The organism is Rhizobium sp. G187 (assembly GCF_051549525.1).
Taxonomy (GTDB): Bacteria; Pseudomonadota; Alphaproteobacteria; order Rhizobiales; family Rhizobiaceae; genus Allorhizobium.
The window spans coordinates 60,186-77,906 of record NZ_JBPUGM010000001.1 but is presented as its reverse complement, the minus strand read 5'-3'; the positions used below and the strand labels follow the sequence as shown (position 1 = coordinate 77,906).

19 protein-coding genes are annotated in these 17,721 nt (G+C 60.2%); 11 read left to right on the top strand and 8 right to left on the bottom strand.

The window, feature by feature from the left end; translation table 11 throughout:
* Positions 1-25 precede the first annotated feature (25 nt).
* Positions 26-826: a hypothetical protein gene (locus ACSV9I_RS00360; RefSeq protein ID WP_245281422.1), complete on the top strand. Its 801-nt coding sequence runs from the start codon at positions 26-28 to the stop codon at positions 824-826.
* A gap of 22 nt (positions 827-848) precedes the next feature.
* On the opposite strand, the gene ACSV9I_RS00355 is transcribed toward ACSV9I_RS00360, so the two are convergent.
* The 4 genes from ACSV9I_RS00355 to ACSV9I_RS00340 all read right to left on the bottom strand — a co-directional run bounded on the left by ACSV9I_RS00355 (position 849) and on the right by ACSV9I_RS00340 (position 6,229).
* Positions 849-1,223, bottom strand: coding sequence for a DUF779 domain-containing protein (locus ACSV9I_RS00355; protein ID WP_438327637.1), 375 nt, complete (start codon positions 1,221-1,223; stop codon positions 849-851).
* A gap of 162 nt (positions 1,224-1,385) precedes the next feature.
* A complete protein-coding gene (gene adh / locus ACSV9I_RS00350) occupies positions 1,386-2,900 on the bottom strand; it encodes an aldehyde dehydrogenase (protein WP_438326507.1) in 1,515 nt (504 codons plus the stop codon).
* A gap of 135 nt (positions 2,901-3,035) precedes the next feature.
* Positions 3,036-3,992: a GAF domain-containing protein gene (locus ACSV9I_RS00345; RefSeq protein ID WP_438326506.1), complete on the bottom strand. Its 957-nt coding sequence runs from the start codon at positions 3,990-3,992 to the stop codon at positions 3,036-3,038.
* Between the two features lie 140 nt (positions 3,993-4,132).
* Positions 4,133-6,229, bottom strand: coding sequence for a putative bifunctional diguanylate cyclase/phosphodiesterase (locus ACSV9I_RS00340; protein ID WP_438326505.1), 2,097 nt, complete (start codon positions 6,227-6,229; stop codon positions 4,133-4,135).
* Between the two features lie 295 nt (positions 6,230-6,524).
* Here ACSV9I_RS00340 and ACSV9I_RS00335 point away from each other — a divergent pair, with 295 nt between their 5' ends.
* The 5 genes from ACSV9I_RS00335 (at position 6,525) to prmB (ending at position 12,279) form a co-directional block, all read left to right on the top strand.
* A complete protein-coding gene (locus ACSV9I_RS00335) occupies positions 6,525-7,121 on the top strand; it encodes a 50S ribosomal protein L25/general stress protein Ctc (RefSeq protein WP_054157726.1) in 597 nt (198 codons plus the stop codon).
* Between the two features lie 209 nt (positions 7,122-7,330).
* On the top strand, positions 7,331-9,709 hold the full coding sequence (locus tag ACSV9I_RS00330; protein ID WP_438326504.1) for an EAL domain-containing protein: 2,379 nt from the start codon (positions 7,331-7,333) through the stop codon (positions 9,707-9,709).
* A gap of 25 nt (positions 9,710-9,734) precedes the next feature.
* Positions 9,735-10,475 (top strand): substrate-binding periplasmic protein, encoded by a 741-nt coding sequence (locus ACSV9I_RS00325; protein ID WP_054157728.1) that lies wholly within the window; start codon positions 9,735-9,737, stop codon positions 10,473-10,475.
* A 90-nt stretch (positions 10,476-10,565) separates the two neighbouring features.
* A complete protein-coding gene (gene pth / locus ACSV9I_RS00320; protein ID WP_438326503.1) occupies positions 10,566-11,291 on the top strand; it encodes an aminoacyl-tRNA hydrolase in 726 nt (241 codons plus the stop codon).
* A gap of 70 nt (positions 11,292-11,361) precedes the next feature.
* Entirely contained in the window at positions 11,362-12,279 is a 918-nt protein-coding gene (gene prmB, locus ACSV9I_RS00315) for a 50S ribosomal protein L3 N(5)-glutamine methyltransferase (RefSeq protein WP_438326502.1), read from the top strand.
* Positions 12,280-12,294: 15 nt separating this feature from the next.
* Here prmB and ACSV9I_RS00310 read toward each other — a convergent pair whose 3' ends face one another.
* Both ACSV9I_RS00310 and ACSV9I_RS00305 read right to left on the bottom strand, forming a co-directional pair.
* Positions 12,295-12,699 (bottom strand): hypothetical protein, encoded by a 405-nt coding sequence (locus ACSV9I_RS00310; protein WP_438326501.1) that lies wholly within the window; start codon positions 12,697-12,699, stop codon positions 12,295-12,297.
* A gap of 76 nt (positions 12,700-12,775) precedes the next feature.
* The gene (locus ACSV9I_RS00305; RefSeq protein WP_438327636.1) at positions 12,776-13,360 is read right to left on the bottom strand and encodes a TetR/AcrR family transcriptional regulator; all 585 of its coding nucleotides are present in this window, start codon (positions 13,358-13,360) and stop codon (positions 12,776-12,778) included.
* A 190-nt stretch (positions 13,361-13,550) separates the two neighbouring features.
* Here ACSV9I_RS00305 and ACSV9I_RS00300 point away from each other — a divergent pair, with 190 nt between their 5' ends.
* Entirely contained in the window at positions 13,551-13,949 is a 399-nt protein-coding gene (locus ACSV9I_RS00300) for a RidA family protein (protein WP_438326500.1), read from the top strand.
* A gap of 43 nt (positions 13,950-13,992) precedes the next feature.
* Here ACSV9I_RS00300 and clpS read toward each other — a convergent pair whose 3' ends face one another.
* Complete coding sequence (clpS, locus tag ACSV9I_RS00295; RefSeq protein WP_438326499.1) at positions 13,993-14,301, bottom strand: ATP-dependent Clp protease adapter ClpS; 309 nt, start codon at positions 14,299-14,301, stop codon at positions 13,993-13,995.
* A 110-nt stretch (positions 14,302-14,411) separates the two neighbouring features.
* On the opposite strand from clpS, the gene ychF reads away from it, so the two are divergent.
* The 4 genes from ychF (at position 14,412) to ACSV9I_RS00275 (ending at position 17,056) form a co-directional block, all read left to right on the top strand.
* A complete protein-coding gene (ychF, locus tag ACSV9I_RS00290; RefSeq protein ID WP_054157736.1) occupies positions 14,412-15,515 on the top strand; it encodes a redox-regulated ATPase YchF in 1,104 nt (367 codons plus the stop codon).
* A gap of 109 nt (positions 15,516-15,624) precedes the next feature.
* Entirely contained in the window at positions 15,625-16,098 is a 474-nt protein-coding gene (locus ACSV9I_RS00285) for a MaoC family dehydratase (protein WP_438326498.1), read from the top strand.
* Complete coding sequence (locus ACSV9I_RS00280) at positions 16,095-16,583, top strand: MaoC/PaaZ C-terminal domain-containing protein (RefSeq protein ID WP_438326497.1); 489 nt, start codon at positions 16,095-16,097, stop codon at positions 16,581-16,583. Before ACSV9I_RS00285 ends, ACSV9I_RS00280 begins: the two co-directional genes overlap by 4 nt.
* Positions 16,580-17,056: a glutathione peroxidase gene (locus tag ACSV9I_RS00275; protein ID WP_438326496.1), complete on the top strand. Its 477-nt coding sequence runs from the start codon at positions 16,580-16,582 to the stop codon at positions 17,054-17,056. The genes ACSV9I_RS00280 and ACSV9I_RS00275 overlap by 4 nt, the downstream gene beginning before the upstream one ends.
* Before the next feature lie 25 nt (positions 17,057-17,081).
* Here the strand turns inward: ACSV9I_RS00275 and ACSV9I_RS00270 are convergent, their stop codons facing one another.
* Positions 17,082-17,624: an adenine phosphoribosyltransferase gene (locus ACSV9I_RS00270; protein ID WP_054157740.1), complete on the bottom strand. Its 543-nt coding sequence runs from the start codon at positions 17,622-17,624 to the stop codon at positions 17,082-17,084.
* Between the last annotated feature and the right edge of the window lie 97 nt (positions 17,625-17,721).

Below are 17,721 nucleotides of genomic sequence, written 5' to 3'. Positions count from 1 at the left end.
ACACCCAAGGTTCCATGAAGTACTCATGGACCAAACGCTTGCGTTTCTCGATATTCATCAGAAAGCGCCCAAACTCGCTTCAATATTCGGGACACATCAACGCTGGATGCTCGCCCATGTCGGGATGGCACAGTATTTTCTCGATGCTGCCAGCGGGGCGACGGAACCGGTCATCGTCATGGCCCGTTTCCTCGAACAGGTCCGACGCCTCGAAATCTCCAGTGTCAACACTGCCGACGCCTTCATCAAGGAAATGCTCGCCTATGGGATCGCCGTCCAGTCGACGGCCGATGATCGCCGTCATCGTCCGGTGATCCCCGCACCCCATGCCGTCGCCGCGCTGCGCCAATGGGTCTGGGTCCACCTGCATAGCCTAGACAATTTTGACGGCGGACGACGGACGGAAGCTCTCGAACAAGACGACGCCCTCGTCCATCGCTTGCACCCCGCCATAACCGAACGCGTGCTGGCCTCGCCGATTGTCAGGTCTCCACCGCCGCGTTACGCGCTCTTCACCTGGCTCAACAGCGGTGGCGTTGTCATGGACTGGTTGATGACCAGCATCCAGTCGACGGACGACACGGCCACACGCTTCCTGACGCAGGTGCGCTCCGTGCCCCAACTGGCCGAACGCTTCCGTGTGTCCCGCACGCATCTGACCCGCAAGCTGCGTGAAGCCGAAGATCTCGGCAGCGTCGGCTGGCTTGGCAAGCGCGGCCGATCCACGATGTGGATCTCGAAGGAATTCAGGGATGAATACGACCTCTATCAGGCGGAAAAGCTCTCCCTGATCGACGCCACCTGCGTCGACTTCGGCCTCTGCTGAAGCACAGGAGGTGGGGCCCGGACTATCGCGGCGGCAGCGGACAGGCCTCGCCACCCGAAAACAGCCGGGAGCGCGTCAGGAACCGGCGTTCCCGGCCATTGTCGAGCGAGAACATGCCCCCGCGCGCCGGCACGACGTCAATGATCAATTGCGTATGCTTCCACACATCATACTGGCTACCGCTGATGTAAAAAGGCACGCCGCCAATCTCGCCTAGCTGCACATCGGTCTCCCCGACGCGGTAATCGCTGGCCGGATAACACATCGGCGAGGACCCGTCGCAGCATCCGCCGGATTGGTGAAAGAGGATGTCGGGATGGTCCTTCCGGATCTCGGCGAGGAAGGCGAGTGCGGCATCGGTCGCGATCACCCGGGGTTCGCCTGGATTTGGGTTGATGGTCACGGCGGCTCCTTCTGAGCGTATAACAAGGAGGCACCCTCCCCTTGCGAGGGAGGGGCGGCACGCAGTGCCGGGGTGGGGTGATCCTTTATTTGGCAGGACCATCACCCCCACCCGCAGCTTCGCTGCGACCTCCCCCTCAAGGGGAGGTATGAAGCCTCAGAAGAACCCCAAAGCTTTCGGGCTATAGCTCACCAGCATGTTCTTGGTCTGCTGATAGTGGTCGAGCATCATCTTGTGGGTCTCGCGACCGATACCCGACTGCTTGTAGCCACCGAAGGCGGCATGGGCAGGATAGGCATGGTAGCAATTGGTCCAGACGCGGCCCGCCTGGATGTTCCGGCCGAAGTTATAGCAACGGTTGGCATCGCGGCTCCACACACCGGACCCGAGGCCATAGAGCGTGTCATTGGCGATTTCCAGCGCCTCGGCATCGTCCTTGAAGGTCGTGACGGAGACAACCGGCCCGAAGATCTCCTCCTGGAAGATCCGCATCTTGTTGTGGCCCTTGAACACCGTTGGCTTGACGTAATAGCCCCCAGCCAGATCGCCCGCCAGGGTGTTGCGCTCACCGCCGATCAGAACCTCGGCGCCTTCCTGCCGGCCGATATCCATATAGGACAGGATCTTTTCCAGCTGCTCCGACGAGGCCTGCGCGCCGATCATCGTCGACATGTCGAGCGGATCGCCCTGCTTGATCGCAGCGACGCGCTTCAGTGCTTTTTCCATAAAGCGATCATAGATCTTCTCATGCACCAGCGCGCGGCTCGGGCAGGTGCAGACCTCCCCCTGGTTGAGGGCAAACATTGCGAAGCCCTCAAGCGCCTTGTCGAGATAGTCATCATCCTCGCGCATGACGTCCTCGAAGAAGATGTTGGGCGACTTGCCGCCCAGTTCCAGCGTCACCGGAATGAGGTTCTGGCTGGCATACTGCATGATTAGACGGCCGGTCGAGGTTTCGCCGGTAAAGGCGATCTTGGCGATCCGCGGGCTGGTCGCGAGCGGCTTGCCGGCTTCCAGGCCAAAGCCGTTGACGATGTTCAGCACGCCCGGCGGCAGGAGATCGGCGATCAGTTCGGCCAGCACCAGGATCGAGGCCGGTGTCTGTTCCGCAGGCTTCAAGACGACGCAGTTTCCGGCCGCCAGTGCCGGGGCCATTTTCCAGGCCGCCATCAGGATCGGGAAGTTCCACGGAATAATCTGGCCGACGACGCCAAGCGGCTCATGGAAGTGATAGGCGATCGTATCATGATCGACTTCGCCGATTGTCCCTTCCTGGGCGCGGATGCAGGAGGCGAAATAGCGGAAGTGATCGATCGCAAGCGGAATATCGGCGGCCATGGTCTCGCGCAATGGCTTGCCATTGTCCCAGGTCTCGGCCTTGGCCAAAAGCTCGAGATTGTCCTCCATCCGCTGGGCAATCTTCATCAGGATGTTGGAGCGGTCGGTCGAGGACGTCCGCCCCCATTTATCCTTGGCCGCATGGGCCGCATCAAGCGCCAGATTGATGTCATGTTCATCGGAGCGGGCCACTTCGCAGAGCTTGCCCCCGGTAACCGGCGTCGTGTTTTCGAAGTACCGACCATTGACCGGCTCGCGGAATTCGCCGCCGATGAAGTTGCCGTATTTCAGCTTGAACGGCGACGCCGCGATAGTCTGCACCTGGATATTCATGCTGTCATCCTCCCGTTGCTGAACCCCTCCTCGGGTTCGATGGGACAATGATTGCCGTGAAAACTCCGCGATAGAAGTGCAGCAAAATCATGCTGCGCCGCACTCTGTGTCAGGCCTGCGACACAGCGACGAGCGTCATTGAAGGTTCAGACGCTTGATCTTCCGATGCAGTGTCGCGCGGCTGATGCCCAGTGTCTGTGCAGCGAGAGAGACATTGCCCTGCGCGCGCGACAAGGCGCGGCGAAGGGCTGCCCGTTCGGCATCCTCCAGATCGCTGATCACGCTACCCCGCGTCTCACGCAGCACATCGGCGGCCGGCACACCTTGGGCGATCGTGCCGTCATCAAGCTTGAGCGCCTGCCGGGCTGCCCGCGTTGCACCCAGTATGAGATCGTCGCTATCCACCGCAATAAGGGCCGACATCGAATTGGCCTGCGGCACAACGACAATACGCGCGCCGTTGAACGCCTGGCGGAAGAGATTGCTTTCGACGCGCATGGCCGCATCCCGCACTGCTTGGGAAAGGATGGCGAGCGTCATCTCCGAAACATCGTTTCGGCAGGTCGAGACGTCGAGTGCGGCGGCGACTTGGCCGAGATGGTCCCGGATCGGCGCCGTTACGCAGGAGAGCCCAATATTGGCACTCATGAAATGTTGGTCGCGATGAATGACGACGGAGCGTTCGTCGGCCAGTGCCGTGCCGATGCCGTTTGTCCCGACACTTGCTTCGCTCCACACATTCTGCTGCCACAGACCCAATGCGCGAAATTCGACGTCATCGCCGGCTGCGCCACGTCGGTCGACAACAATGCCGTCTGTATCGGCCAATACGATGCAGCAGCCCGAGCGACCGATGGTTTGATAGAGCCGGTCGACCTCTTCGGCGGAACTGCCGATCAGCCGCTCCATTCGCTCACGGGCTTCGCGAAAGACGGCCTCATCCACCTGATAAGGTTTCCGCGCTTCCTCCGGCTGCAAATTGTAGAGATTGACGCAACGGCTCCACGATGCAGCAACCGGCGACGTGACCGCGGCGGCCTTGTTTTGCGTCGTGGAGTAGACGCGCTCGGTATGGCTCAGTTCCTGCCGCATCGGCTCCTCCCAAAGCGCAATGGTGAGTATGACCTTTCACTGCGATCTTGCAACAGGCGTCGTTGGAAGCAAGAACTAACAGATTTCACGGGGAGAACCTGTCGCACATATGCGACATATCCAAAGTCTTTCGCGTCCAGTCAGGCAGCAATCGGGTTTCCGTCCGACGATGCGTCAGTCTGGTCGTCAAGTGCACGATCAGACTCCAACCGATCGGCCGGGTTCACGATATCCTGAAGGAGACCAACAGGCAGCGGCTTGCCATAGAAATAGCCCTGAACCTGATCGCAGCCCTCTTCCTGCAGGAAACGCAGATGGTCGAGGTTCTCGACACCCTCGGCGAGTACGGGAATGTCGAGGCTCTGCGCCAGAATGAGCGTCGAACGGACGATCGCGGCCGACTGCCTGTTTTCGGTGACGCCATCGATGAAGCCCCGATCGATCTTGATCTTGTCAAACGGGAAGAGCTGCAGGGTCGACAGCGAGGAATACCCAGTGCCATAATCGTCCATGGCAATCTTCACACCGATCGCCTTCAGCTGGCGGATGATCGACAGGGCATGCTGCTGGTCGTCGATGATCCCCGATTCCGTAATTTCGAGCTCCAGGCGCTCCGGCGCCAGCCCTGTTTCAGCAAGGATATTGCGCACGCGCACCGGAAAACTCGAAGCGGCGAGTTGCTTGGGCGCGACGTTGACGGCGATCCTCAAAGGGTTCTTCCAGGTTGCCGCCTCAATGCAGGCCTGGTGCAACACCCAATCACCCAGCTCCATGATAAGGCCGCTGCGCTCCGCGATCGGGATGAAATCGGATGGCGAAACGAGTCCCCGGACAGGATGTCGCCAGCGCAGCAACACTTCGAGACCGACAACCTCTCCGGTATGCGTGTCATTCTGCTTCTGAAAATAAAGTTCGAACTCGTTGCGCTTGAAGCCGAGCCGCATGTCAAGCGCCAGCGCGCTGCGCTCTCGCGCCGCATGATCCATGGATTCGTCGAAAAAGCAGATATTGTTCGATCCGAGAGCCTTGGCCCGGTACATCGCCGTGTCCGCCTGGGCCAGCAGCTCGTCAATGGTGGACGCATTGTCGGGATAGACTGAAATCCCGATGCTGGTACCAATCGACAGGGTCTGCTCCTCCCACTGGATCGGCACAGAGAGATCCTCGACGATCCGCCGCGCCAAAAGTTCGGCCTGACCGTCTGTAAACATAATGGGAGACACCGCCGTAAACTCGTCTCCGCCGATGCGCGCCACATACTCATTTGGGTGCATACGCTTTCCCAGTCGCTCTGCAACCACGCGCAGAACATGGTCCCCTGCGGCATGACCATGCACGTCATTCACTTCCTTGAAGCGGTCGAGGTCGAAGGCCAGCACATAGATTCGATCGTGCCGTGAATCTGGGGTATCGATCAGGTGCGCCAAGCGTTCAATGAAAGCCGTGCGGTTCGGTAAGCCTGTGAGCGCGTCATGCAATGACAGCTGCCGATAGCGTTCGACCGCCGAACGATGCGACTGCCGGTCGATCACGTAAGTCATCGAGCCGATCGTCAGGATCATCAGGCTGACCACCAAGATCACGACGGTCATGACGCTTTCAGGAAGCGCATTCTGTGGCATCACCGCAGCGGCGTCTGGCACGACGGTCACCCCCGTCATGCCGATAAAATGGGTCGAGGCAATCGCCAGGATCATGGCCAGCGCACCGCCATAGCGGCAGTAGCGCGTGATCGAACGCGCAATCCGGCTCGTTGCCAGTGCTCCGAAGACACCCGCTGCAACCAGCGACGCTGCGACATAAGTCTGATCCCAGACGATATGCCCCTGAACTTCGTAGCCGGACATGCCAACATAATGCATCGCTGCAATGCCAGCGCCCATGACGGCACCACCAGCCTCGACGAGAAAGCTGCGTGGAGCGGCGGCCGCGATCGCAAATCCCGCACCTGTGACGACGATTGCAAGCACCAGCGAGACCAGCGTTGCCGTCGGCTCATAGCCCGCACCCAGCGGCGATCGATATCCCATCATCGCAATAAAATGCGTCGTCCAGATGGATGCGCCGCCGATAAAGCTTGTCAGAAAGATCCAGCTGACGCGCGTCAGGCCACGCGTATTGCGCACACGACTAAACAACCGCATCGTGAGATACGAGCCGAGCACGCAGACCAAGACAGCTGCGAACAGAGAAACGGGCTCATGCTCGAAGGCAATGCAGCTGAGAACAGAAAGCATATTGCGGTAACCCTGGATTTTGACAGAGAGCAAAATAGCATTAGCGGGTTGCGAAATGTTGACCGGACATGGTTACCTGCTCGGTAACCGTTCAATCCTGGCGTCTCGCAACCAGACACGCCCAAACCCCACCAAAGAACGCGGAAAACCTTGCCATTGCAGAGCATCTGGTCTATAGGCGCCCGATCCGCACAGACACCCTTGGAGGCAATGCGGATGAAGCCTTCGGGCTTCCGGTCCGGTTCATGCCAAAAACAGGTGGCCCGGGCTCTCCAGTAACTTGAAAGGAAAAGCCATGAGCCACGATACTTACGAGCTCAAGGCCGTAGCACGCGAACGGGTTGGTAAGGGGTCCTCCCGCGAACTTCGCCGCAACGGTTTGATTCCGGCTGTCATCTATGGTGACAAGCAGGCCCCGATTTCGATCTCAATCAACACGAACGAGATCACCAAGCGCATCCATGCCGGCGGTTTCATGACCACCGTCGCCATCATTGACATCAATGGCGAAAAGATCCGCGTTCTGCCGAAGGACTACCAGCTCGACGTCGTTCGTGATTTCACGATGCACATCGACTTCCTGCGCGTCTCGGCAAACAGCCAGGTTTCGGTTCAGGTTCCGGTTCACTTCATCAACGAAGAGAAGTCCGCGATCAAGACCGGCGCCGTCCTCAACATCGTGCGCCACGAAGTTGAGCTGCACTGCCCGGCTTCCGACATTCCGGAATTCCTGACGGTCGACCTCGCTGGCCTCAAGGTCGGCGACAGCGTCCATATCTCAGCCGTCAAGCTGCCGGCTGGCACCTCGCCGGTTATCGGCGATCGCGACTTCACCATCGCGACGATCGTTGCCCCTGCAGGCGGCGTAGCTGAAGAAACGACCGAAGGCTGAGCCTTTCGTTCATCGGCCTATTCTGCAACCCGCCCCCTTCGGAGGGCGGGTTTTCTATTTTAAGGAGAATTCCATTAGCAACCACCGGATTTAAGGCTGCTTCTTTCAGTGAGCTTTAACGCTTTACTGAGACCGTGCCTCCTCGACATGCGACAAGGGACACCGTCTGACATGAACAACCGACCGCCACGGCACGGAATGGACGCGCAATGACGCGATCGGTGCAGAGCCGGTTCCTTGCCATGGTGGCCTTGGCCTTTTCGGTCATCGTCGTACCGCTCTTCGCCCTCTTCCTCAATCTGGCAACGGATCGCGCGTCTCGCGAACTCCAGCAGAATCTCGAAGTCCTGATCGAGGCGAATGCCCAGGCCTTGGCAAAACCGCTCTGGGACTTCGACACGGAAAGTGTCGAGCAGATCACCGCGACGATTGTGTCGAACAGTAGCGTCAACAGCGTCAGGGTCGAAGATCTGTCCGGCGGCATCAAGGTCTCGCGACCAGCCTTGCCGCGGTGGTCGAAGAATGGTCTTGCCAATCTTTCGCGCGAGATTTTCTACCAGGCCGTGGAAGGCCCCAAGCCCGTCGGCAAGATTACCCTGTATTATAGCCGCATCGACATGTTCTCCTCGCTGAGGCAGGCGGAAGTCATGTTGATCGGCATTTTTGCACTGGCCGTCCTCGGAACCGTCTGTGCCGCCGTCTTTGGTCACCGGTTGATGGTCATGCGCCCCCTGCTGAAGCTGACCGCTGCCATTGAAGCCACGCGCCGCCTCGGTTCGCGTCATCACGTCGACTGGCAGTCGAACGATGAAATCGGCCGCCTCGCCCGCAGCTTCAATGCCATGCAGATCAAGCTGGAGAACGAGGAAGCGGAACTGCGCCTCGCCCACCGGCGCACCACGGACGTCTACAATCTGACACCGGCCATGCTGTTCTCCTTGGACGACGAGGACCGGATCACCGGCGTCAGCGACTACTGGCTGCTGGCGACAGGCTATCATCGCCGGGAAGTCGTCGGCCGCCGCTTCGTCGAACTCGTGCCTGATGATGACCAGGAGGCCTATCAGGAGCTGCGCAACACCCGCAGCGATTCCGGCGTCCTGGAGGCAACGACCCGGTTTGTATGCGCCGACGGCACCATCAAGGACGTGCTGATTTCAGAGACGACCCGAGACGGGGAGACGGCGGACGAGCGCATATCGCTCAGCGTCATGACCGATGTCACGGCACTCAAGCAGTCGGAAGCGCGCAACCGGCTTCAGGCCATTACCGACCACCTGACCGGTCTGAAGAACCGCAAGGGTTTCGAGCTTTCCCTCGACGCCCAGATCCTGCGCACGGACGCTGCCGGAGACGAACTGGCATGCCTCTTCGTCGATCTGGACCGATTCAAATGGATCAACGATAATCTTGGCCATCAGGCCGGCGATGACGTTCTGGCACGCTTCGTCAAGCAGATGCTGCCACTCCTCCCCGCGGGCGCGACGGCGGCCCGTCTTGGTGGCGATGAATTTGCGATCCTCCTCCGCGCCCATGATGCCGAGGCCTCTGCCCTCGACGTGGCCGCCTCTCTCTGCGCGCTCTTTGCCGACCCGATGATCATCGAAGGCTCCACCGTACGCCTGAGCGCCAGCATCGGCATTGCCATCTATCCGCGCCACGCACAAAACGCAGCCGAACTTCTGCAGAAGTCGGACATGGCCATGTACAGCAAGAAGCGCGACGGCAAGAATGGTGCTGTGGTCTATGATCCATCCATGCAGGACCACACCCGCCACCGGGCAGAGCTTGAGCAGGACATCGAGGAAGCACTGGAGCACGACTGGCTCGAAGCCTATCTCCAGCCGATCATCGACATGACCTCAGGGCGGGTGACCGGCTACGAGGCGCTCATGCGGCTCGTGCATCCCGAGCGCGGTATCATGCCGCCCGCAGAGATCATCGCAGTCGCCGAAGAAACCGGCGCCATCGGGCGCCTCGGCGGACGCGTTCTGGAGCGCGCAGTATCCAATCTCGCACGCATCAGCGCAGAAACCGAAGACGACCAGACCTATCTTGCGATCAATTTCTCGCCGCAGCAATTCGACCGCTCGCTTCCGGTTCGCATCGCGGCCCTGATTGGGGAATATGGCATCGCGCCGCATCGCATAGTCATCGAAATCACCGAGGCGACGCTGCTCCACGACAACCCACAGATCCGGCTGATCCTCGACGAATTCAGCCGCTTCGGCTATCGCCTGGCGCTTGACGACTTCGGCACCGGCTATTCGTCCCTGAGCTATCTCAACCGTTTCCCGGTCGACATCGTCAAGATCGACCAATCCTTCATCCGCTCCTTGACCGAAGACGATCCGGAGCAGCGCCACAAGAGCCGCATGCTCGTCGAAGGGATCACGGCGATCTCGCACAAGATGCAATGCAGCGTCGTGGCCGAGGGCATCGAGACCGAGGAACAGCGCAGCATTCTGTCAGGCTTCGGCGTCGACTATGGTCAGGGCTATCTCTTTGCCCGACCACAGCCGCTTTCCGCCTTGCTCGATGCCGCTCGCAAGAACCGAACCCACCCACGCAAGGTGTCGGCGGGTTGATTTAAACAGTGAAAGGGACCCTGCCATGAGAGTTTTGGCCATCATGCTTGCACTCGCGGCGGGCCCAGCCACCGCCGCAGACAAGATCTTCTTCACGACCGAAGACTACCCGCCCTACAATTTTCGCGTCGGAGAGGAAATCAAGGGGGCTGGCTATGCTCAGCTGCTGCTGATGATGAAGGATGTCGGTATCGATTATTCAATCGAGATGATGCCCTGGGCGCGCGCCATAGCCCTCGCCCAGTCGGAACCGATGCATTGCGTCTTCACCGCTGCGCATATTCCCGAACGCGACAAGCTGTTCAAATGGGTCGAACCCATTGATGTCGGCCGGAATTTCATGGTCGCGGCGAAGAATAGTGGTGTGAAGGTGAAATCCATCGACGATTCGAAGTCCTACATCGTCGGCACCCAGCGCAACGATTACACGCAGACCATCCTCGAAAAGGAAGGTTTCGCCAAGATTGACCTCGCAACCGATCTGAAGCTGACGCTGAAGAAGCTCACCAGCGGGCGCATCGACCTGATGCCTATGTCAGAGCAACACTATGTGGAACTGGTCGAACGCGGCGAGCCGGTGGAGGCACAGTTCGTTTTCTCCCAGCAGACCTTCGCCATTGCCTGCAACATCGATTTCCCCGACGAAATCCGAGACAAGATGCAGGCGTCGCTCGATCGCATGATCGCGGATGGCACGCAGGCCCGCATTTTCCAGGAGCACGACCTGCGCTACACCGACTTCGGGCAGGACAAGCCAACGCCATGAGCAATGCCGCATCGCTGAAACCGGCTTGACAACGACACCGTTTCGCGGTCGTGGAAGGACCTGAACGGCGGCGAGCACGGAAAGAACGGTATGATCATCCTCGCGGGTCTCGGAAATCCGGGTCAGCAATACGCAAAGAACCGACACAACATCGGTTTCATGGCCGTGGACGCGATCCAGCGCCGGCATGGATTTTCGCCCTGGGCCAAGAAGTTCAAGGCCGAGATCGCCGAAGGCACGCTTGCCGGTGAGAAGGTCATGCTGGTTAAGCCGCAGACCTTCATGAATCTGTCCGGCGAAAGCGTCGGCGAAGCGATGCGCTTCTACAAGCTCGGCCCCGAGGCGATCGTCGCCATCTATGACGAGCTCGACCTCATGCCCGGCAAGGCCCGCATCAAGACCGGCGGTGGCCATGGCGGGCACAACGGCATCAAGTCGCTCGACGCCCATTGCGGACTGAACTACCGGCGGCTCCGCCTCGGAATCGGCCATCCGGGCGACAAGTCGAAGGTGCACAACCATGTCCTCGGCGACTTCGGCAAGCTCGATGCCGAATGGCTGGATCCACTTCTGGAAGCACTGGCCGACAATGCCGACATGCTGGTCAGGGGGGAAGATTCCCAGCTGATGAACAAGCTGGCCCTGGCAACCGGGGGAAAGACCGAGGACGAGAAACCGGCAAAAGCGCCGAAGGGCGCGCCAGCAGGCCAGTCCCATATTCGCCAGGCCCGCAATTTCGCCCAGCCGAAGAAACTTCCAGAGACCGGCCCCATGGCCGAAATGCTGAAGAAGATGTTCGGCGCCAAGGGCGATTGAGACGAGGCACACGCCGGCCTCTCGCCCGGCACTGCATATGAAACACGCGCATTATCGATCAGGACATGCCATGAGCCACGACATTACCACCGACCTCGTCACCCTGCGCGACTACTGGCGCTACGCGATTTCGCGCTTCAACGCCGCCAATCTCAGCTACGGCCATGGCACGCTGAACGCCGTCGATGACGCTGCCTTCCTGGTGCTCGATAGTCTCGACCTGCCGATCGACACGCTGGATCCCTTCCTCGACGCCAGGCTCTTGGCCACAGAGCGCCATCTGCTGGCCGAGCGGATCGAGGCGCGCGTGTCGACCCGCAAGCCGTCCGCCTATCTCACTGGCCGGTCCTATATCCAGGGCATGCGCTTCTTCGTCGACGAACGCGTCATCGTGCCGCGCTCGCATATCGGCGAGATCCTGTTCAACGAATATGGCGACGATTTCGAATCGAGTTTCCTGCCCGATCCCTTCGCTGTCGAAAGCGTCGTCGACATCTGCACCGGCTCCGGTTGCCTCGCCATTCTCGCCACGCGCTTCTTCCCGCTGGCAACGGTTGATGCCGTCGACTTGTCCGAAGATGCGCTGGTCGTTGCCGCAAAGAACCGCGAAGCCCACGGCGTTGAAGACCAGCTTGCCCTGCATCAGGGCGACCTGTTCACACCTCTTGCCGGGCGCAAGTTCGATCTCATCATCACCAACCCGCCCTATGTCGACCACGAAGCCATGGACGCCTTCCCGGCCGAATACCGCGCCGAACCCGCCATGGCCCATGACGGCGGCGAAGACGGTCTGGACCTCGTCCGCACCCTCATCGTCGAGGCGCCAAAGCACCTCAACCCCGGCGGCGGCATGCTCTGCGAAATCGGCCGCGGCCGCGACATTCTCGAAGCCGAGTTCCCGGACCTCGATTTCCACTGGGTCGAAACATCGGAAGAAGAAGACGCGGTGTTCTGGATCAGCGCCGAAGCGCTTGGTGTGAAGGGCTGAGCCGGAACGCCCGGCTCACCACCACGCGAAGGTCTCGACGCGATACCAGAAGAGATCGACGAGTGCCGCCAGGCTGCTATCGATGCAGTATGCTGCGATCTTTGACGCGCCGGGACTTAAGAGAAGGGTCAGGAATCCGCTGAAGGTACACCAACGGACGGACAGTCCGAGGTTATGCAGGCTGTCGAGCCGGTAATATCCCGCCTCGTTATACTCCGTTCCAAACAGCCGATCCTTCCAGTCGTAACCGTCGCTGATGATCAGATCCATCGTAGGGCGGTCAGACAGGCGGTCCGGCAGGATGTTGAAGACGGCGCGAACAACATGTGCAACGACGCCGAAGGCGGCAGACAGCAGAAGTGCCACGGCATAGTGCCATGTCGCGGCCTCCGGCAGACTGTTGAGATCGGGCGTCATCATGCCAGTGTATGCGCCAGAGGTATGCAATTCGTTGACGGGAGGCCGTCTACGCGGACAACGCAAGGCCAGGACAGTCTCACGCAGGCGATGAACTAAATGGCTTGGCGAGCAGCCCCTCTGCGAGCGCCTGGAATGCCACCTGCGCCCGTGGCAGCACCTCCCCCGGTTTATCGCTGGCTGCAACCCACATGGCCGCGTTCAATGCCGCACCGCTGATGAGCCGCGCCGCAGCTTCGGCATCGACCGGCTTGAGCACAGCTTCCGCCATCAGACCTTCGATCGCGGCGCGGGTGACCTGGAGGCAGGAATTCTGACTTGGCCATTGCGACGGATCACCGAGCACCGCCGGTCCGTCGAGCAGAACAATCCGCTGCACTTCCGGATCAAGCGCCATCTCGATATAGGCGGCGCCTTCGGCCAGAAGCGCATTCCACCCCTCGCCTGCCGCCGCACCCCGCGCCTTGGCGCGTTCGGCCATCTCGGTATCGATCTGGTCGACGACCGCAGCGAACAGCCCCCGCTTGTCGCCGAAGTTGTGGTAGAGAGCCCCCCGCGTCAACCCCGCTTCCGCTGTCAGCACATCCATGGAGGCTGCTGCATACCCCTTGTCTGCAAAGGCCTTTCGCGCAGCCGCAATCAGCTTGGCGCGGTTTTCCTCCATGCTTTCCAAACGACTGCGCTTCAAAACACACTCCGAATTTCACATACACACCGTATGTCAACTTGACATACGAGCCGTATGCAAATAACTCTACATACGCAACGTATATGAAATCCAAAGGACCTAGCCAAGCGGCATTTCACCGACCCGACCCCGGGCGGAACGATCCCGCATGCCCGAAAGGAAACCGATGACCCGCCCGCACCCCATCTTTCCCGCCAAACGCCACGCCCTATACGAAGAGCACGGCTATTCCGCCGCGATCCGATCCGGCGACCTGCTCTTCGTCTCGGGCCAAGTGGGAAGCCGCGATGATGGCACGCCTGAACCGGACTTCGAAGCCCAGGTCCGCCGCGCCTTCGCTAATCTTAAGGCCACACTGGAAGCGGCCGGCTGCACATTCGCAGACCTGGTCGACGTAACGAGTTTCCACACCGACCCGGAAAAGCAATTCGGCACGATCATGAAAGTGAAGGCCGGGATCTTCCCCGCCCCGCCTTACCCCAACTGGACGGCAATCGGCGTGAACTGGCTCGCAGGCTTCGATTTCGAGATCAAGGTAATCGCGCGCATTCCGGGCACTGATTGAGACCATCAGGTCAGCACAGATGGGTCGAAACGGAGGGAAGCCCTCACTCCTCCGGTTCCGCCGTAAACAACAGCGGCATGCCCGCCTCCTTGGCCAGGTCCATCGCCTCCGTGACCTTGGTCTCGGCGATCTCGCGGGTGCAGACGACAACCACAGCCGAGCCGAATTTATGCGCGGTCATCATAACGCGATGGCCTGCCTCCTCGCTCATCCGGAACACGACCTTCAACACGATGGTCACGAAGTCGCGCGGCGTGTAGTCGTCATTGTGCAGGATGACCCTGTAGAGCCGTGGTTTTTCAACCTTTGGCCTGGTTACCGTCTTCGGCGTCAGCACGGTATCTCTTGCCATCGAACCTCCAGCAACTTGAGGGCTCCAATGCCCACAACACTTGACCATGCCCCTCCTATACCTCATAGGCGTGGGCAACGAAAATCCATCCCGAGCAGGTATATAGAGCCATGGGCTTCAAATGCGGTATCGTCGGGCTGCCGAATGTCGGCAAGTCCACACTCTTCAACGCGCTGACCAAGACGGCGGCAGCCCAGGCAGCCAATTATCCCTTCTGCACGATCGAGCCGAACACCGGTGAAGTTGCCGTTCCCGATCCGCGCATGAAGAAGCTCGCGGACATCGCGGGCTCGAAGGAAATCATCCCGACCCGTATCTCCTTCGTCGATATCGCCGGCCTCGTGCGCGGCGCATCGAAGGGCGAAGGTCTCGGCAACAAGTTCCTCGCCAACATCCGCGAAGTCGATGCCGTCGTCCACGTGCTGCGCTGCTTCGAAGATGATGACATCACGCATGTCGAGGGCAAGATCAATCCGGTCGGCGATGCCGACACGATCGAGACCGAGTTGATGCTCGCCGACCTTGAAAGCCTGGAACGTCGCGTCGAGCAGACCCGCAAGCGCGCCGCCTCCAAGGACAAGGAATCGCTGGCCCAGCTTCCCGTCATGGAAGCGGTCATCAAGCTTCTCAACGAAGGCAAGCCGGCTCGCATCCTGTTGAAGACGCTGGCCGCCGACGAGATCGAAGTCTTGAAGGGCCTCAACCTTCTCACCTCGCATCCGGTCCTTTATGTCTGCAACGTCGCCGAGGGCGACGCTGCAACCGGCAACAAGCACACCGAGGCCGTCGCCAAGATGGCAACGGAACAGGGTGCGGAATGCGTGATCATCTCGGCTGCCATCGAAGCCGAAGTCGCCCAGCTGCCGGAAGAGGAAGCCACCGAATTCCTCTCCGCACTTGGCCTCGATGAAGCCGGCCTCGACCGCCTGATCCGCGCGGGTTACCACCTGCTCGACCTCATTACGTACTTCACGGTCGGCCCGAAGGAATGCCGCGCCTGGACCATCGTCCGCGGCACCAAGGCACCCCAGGCCGCTGGCGTCATCCACACGGATTTCGAGCGCGGCTTCATCCGTGCCTTCACTATCGCCTATGACGACTACATCGCCTACAAGGGCGAAGTCGGCGCCAAGGAAGCCGGCAAGGGCCGCGATGAAGGCAAGGAATACGTGGTCAACGATGGCGACGTCATCCACTTCCGCTTCAACACCTGAAGCAAGCGACAAGGCGCCTCCCACGAGGCGCCTTTTTTATGCGCCTCAGATAAAGTTCACACTTGAACATATCGGGAGACTGCGCAGACTGTCGCAAAGCGAGGAAGACATGACAGCACCCGACAAACTTCACCATGAGGACTTCACGGAAGGCCAGCGCTTCGACCTCGGCCCACGAACCGTGACCGCCGAGGAGATCATTGCCTTCGCCCGCGAGTTCGACCCGCAGCCCATGCATCTCTCCGAAGAAGCCGGCAAGGCGAGCATCCTTGGGGGCCTGTCCGCCTCCGGCTGGCACACATCCAGCATCTTCATGCGCATGATGATTGACGCCTATCTGCTGTCCACGGCCTCCGAAGGGGCGCCCGGCATTGATGTCATGCAATGGCGCAAGCCCGTGCTCGCAGGCGATACGCTGTCTGGCCATTCCACCGTCCATGCTGTGCGGCCCATGCGTTCGAGACCGCATCTCGGAATCGCGACCTTCGACCATGAACTGGTGAACCAGCGCGGTGAAACCGTGCTTTCCGCCCGCAACTCGATCATGATCCGCCGACGCGAAACCGGGGAGATACCCGCATGAGGATGCTCGATCTCTATCCCGCAGGCACAAGGCTCGAACTCGGCTCCGTCACCTTCACCGCCGAAGACATCATCCGCTTCGCCGAACAATTCGACCCGCAGCCCTTCCACATTGATGCGGAAGCGGCAAAGCACTATGTTTTCGGGGCGCTCTGCGCCTCGGGCTGGCACACATGCGCCAACTGGATGAAGTGTTTCATCGGTGTCATCGGGCGCGAGATTGCCCGCCTGAAAGCCGAAGGCATCGCCCCGCCGAAGCTCGGCCCCTCCCCTGGCTTTTCCGAACTACAATGGTTGAAGCCGGTCTATGCCGGCGATACGATCACCTTCTTCATGACACCGATCGATAGCCACAGCGTACAGGGTCGAAACCGTTACATCCTCAATTCAGCCGTAAGCGAAGGCATCAACCAGCACGGCGAGCCAGTGCTGCGCTTCAAAAGCAATTTGATCGAATTCTTCCCCGACGAGGAGACCGCCGCATGACCGTCCACGATTTTACCGCCACCACGATCGACGGAAAAGAACGCAGCCTGAAGGACTATGCCGGCAAGGTCCTCCTGATCGTCAATACGGCGAGCGCATGCGGTCTGACACCGCAATATGAGGGTCTGGAGGCACTAAACGACACCTATCCGGATCTCGTCGTGCTTGGCTTCCCCTGCAACCAGTTCGGCGCACAGGAGCCCGGTACCGAGAGGGAGATCGCCCACTTCTGCGAGACACGCTTCGCCGTCACCTTTCCGCTCTTTGCCAAGGTCGAGGTCAATGGCCCAGGTAGCCATCCAATTTACGCCTATCTGAAGGCCGAAACACCGGGCGCAGATCGCGGCGAAGAGATCAGCTGGAATTTCGCAAAATTCCTCATCGGCCGTGACGGCAAACCCATTGCACGTTACGCGCCGCGCACAGCCCCTGCCGAAATCGAAGCCGACATCATCAAAGCGCTCGAAGGCTGAACCGTCAGCGCCACGACCGAGGGGCTTAATGCCCCTCGAATTCCACGAGCGTGCGAACCTCGACGCCGAGCGCCTCGAGCTTCTTGCGGCCACCGAGTTCCGGCAGGTCGATGACAAAGCAGGCCGAGACGACATCGGCCCCGATCTGGCGCAGAAGCTGCACGGCGCCGACCGCCGTACCACCGGTCGCGATCAGATCATCCACCAGGATTACCTTCTCGCCGGGCTTCACGGCATCCATGTGAATTTCCATTTCGTCCACGCCATATTCCAGGCTGTAGGCGATCCGCACCGTCTCATGTGGCAGCTTGCCCTTCTTGCGGATCGGCACGAAGCCAGCCGAAAGCTGGTGCGCGACGGCGCCACCAAGAATGAAGCCGCGCGCTTCCATCCCGGCGATCTTGTCGACCTTCAGCCCGACATAAGGCTGCACCAGCTCGTCCACCGCGCGGCGAAACGACCGCGCATCGCCAAGCAGCGTGGTGATGTCGCGAAAGATGATGCCCGGCTTCGGATAGTCGGGAATGGAGCGGATAGAGTGGGAGAGTTCGTCAGCGATCTTGGCCATGGGACATCCGGATTGGGACGGAAAGGAATGTGGCGGGACCTTACCAAGAATGGCCTTGGCCCCCAATAAAAAAGGCGGCCCGAAGGCCGCCTTCTCG

What these genes read in the sequence shown, in the direction of transcription:
- ACSV9I_RS00330 (WP_438326504.1), top strand. Translation starts at nt 7,331, where the DNA reads ATGACGCGATCGGTGCAGAGCCGGTTCCTTGCCATGGTGGCCTTGGCC.
- ACSV9I_RS00280 (WP_438326497.1), top strand. Translation starts at nt 16,095, where the DNA reads ATGAGGATGCTCGATCTCTATCCCGCAGGCACAAGGCTCGAACTCGGC.
- ACSV9I_RS00335 (WP_054157726.1), top strand. Translation starts at nt 6,525, where the DNA reads ATGAGCCACGATACTTACGAGCTCAAGGCCGTAGCACGCGAACGGGTT.
- ACSV9I_RS00300 (WP_438326500.1), top strand. Translation starts at nt 13,551, where the DNA reads ATGACCCGCCCGCACCCCATCTTTCCCGCCAAACGCCACGCCCTATAC.
- ACSV9I_RS00310 (WP_438326501.1), bottom strand. Translation starts at nt 12,699, where the DNA reads ATGATGACGCCCGATCTCAACAGTCTGCCGGAGGCCGCGACATGGCAC.
- clpS (WP_438326499.1), bottom strand. Translation starts at nt 14,301, where the DNA reads ATGGCAAGAGATACCGTGCTGACGCCGAAGACGGTAACCAGGCCAAAG.
- pth (WP_438326503.1), top strand. Translation starts at nt 10,566, where the DNA reads ATGATCATCCTCGCGGGTCTCGGAAATCCGGGTCAGCAATACGCAAAG.
- ACSV9I_RS00360 (WP_245281422.1), top strand. Translation starts at nt 26, where the DNA reads ATGGACCAAACGCTTGCGTTTCTCGATATTCATCAGAAAGCGCCCAAA.
- ACSV9I_RS00325 (WP_054157728.1), top strand. Translation starts at nt 9,735, where the DNA reads ATGAGAGTTTTGGCCATCATGCTTGCACTCGCGGCGGGCCCAGCCACC.
- prmB (WP_438326502.1), top strand. Translation starts at nt 11,362, where the DNA reads ATGAGCCACGACATTACCACCGACCTCGTCACCCTGCGCGACTACTGG.
- ACSV9I_RS00270 (WP_054157740.1), bottom strand. Translation starts at nt 17,624, where the DNA reads ATGGCCAAGATCGCTGACGAACTCTCCCACTCTATCCGCTCCATTCCC.
- ACSV9I_RS00345 (WP_438326506.1), bottom strand. Translation starts at nt 3,992, where the DNA reads ATGCGGCAGGAACTGAGCCATACCGAGCGCGTCTACTCCACGACGCAA.
- ACSV9I_RS00340 (WP_438326505.1), bottom strand. Translation starts at nt 6,229, where the DNA reads ATGCTTTCTGTTCTCAGCTGCATTGCCTTCGAGCATGAGCCCGTTTCT.
- ACSV9I_RS00305 (WP_438327636.1), bottom strand. Translation starts at nt 13,360, where the DNA reads ATGGAGGAAAACCGCGCCAAGCTGATTGCGGCTGCGCGAAAGGCCTTT.
- ychF (WP_054157736.1), top strand. Translation starts at nt 14,412, where the DNA reads ATGGGCTTCAAATGCGGTATCGTCGGGCTGCCGAATGTCGGCAAGTCC.
- ACSV9I_RS00275 (WP_438326496.1), top strand. Translation starts at nt 16,580, where the DNA reads ATGACCGTCCACGATTTTACCGCCACCACGATCGACGGAAAAGAACGC.
- adh (WP_438326507.1), bottom strand. Translation starts at nt 2,900, where the DNA reads ATGAATATCCAGGTGCAGACTATCGCGGCGTCGCCGTTCAAGCTGAAA.
- ACSV9I_RS00285 (WP_438326498.1), top strand. Translation starts at nt 15,625, where the DNA reads ATGACAGCACCCGACAAACTTCACCATGAGGACTTCACGGAAGGCCAG.